General features: G+C 65.6%; 1 pseudogene. It reads left to right on the top strand.

Annotation, left to right across the window (positions count from 1 at the left end):
• Positions 1-276, top strand: a pseudogene (locus tag ACRHOZ_RS20940) (two-component sensor histidine kinase); the annotation flags it as partial.

A 276-nucleotide genomic window follows, 5' to 3' on the forward strand; every position in this document is an offset into this window, starting at 1 on the left:
GGCATGACGCCGGGGTGGCCGAGTTGTCGGTTGAGGCGGTCGACTTGCGCACAACGGTCAACAACGCGCTCGGCAATGTGGGCCACCTGGCCGAGGAGGCCGGTATCGAGTTGCTGGTGGATCTGCCCGCCGAGCAGGTGATCGCGGAGGTCGATGCGCGTCGGGTAGAACGGATCCTGCGCAATCTGATTGCCAATGCCATCGACGACGCCGAACACAAACCGGTGCGGATCCGGATGGCCGCCGACGAAGACACGGTCGCCGTCACCGTGCGTG

The sequence above is a fragment of the Flagellimonas flava genome (genome assembly GCF_050617915.1).
Lineage (GTDB): Bacteria > Bacteroidota > Bacteroidia > Flavobacteriales > Flavobacteriaceae > Flagellimonas > Flagellimonas flava_A.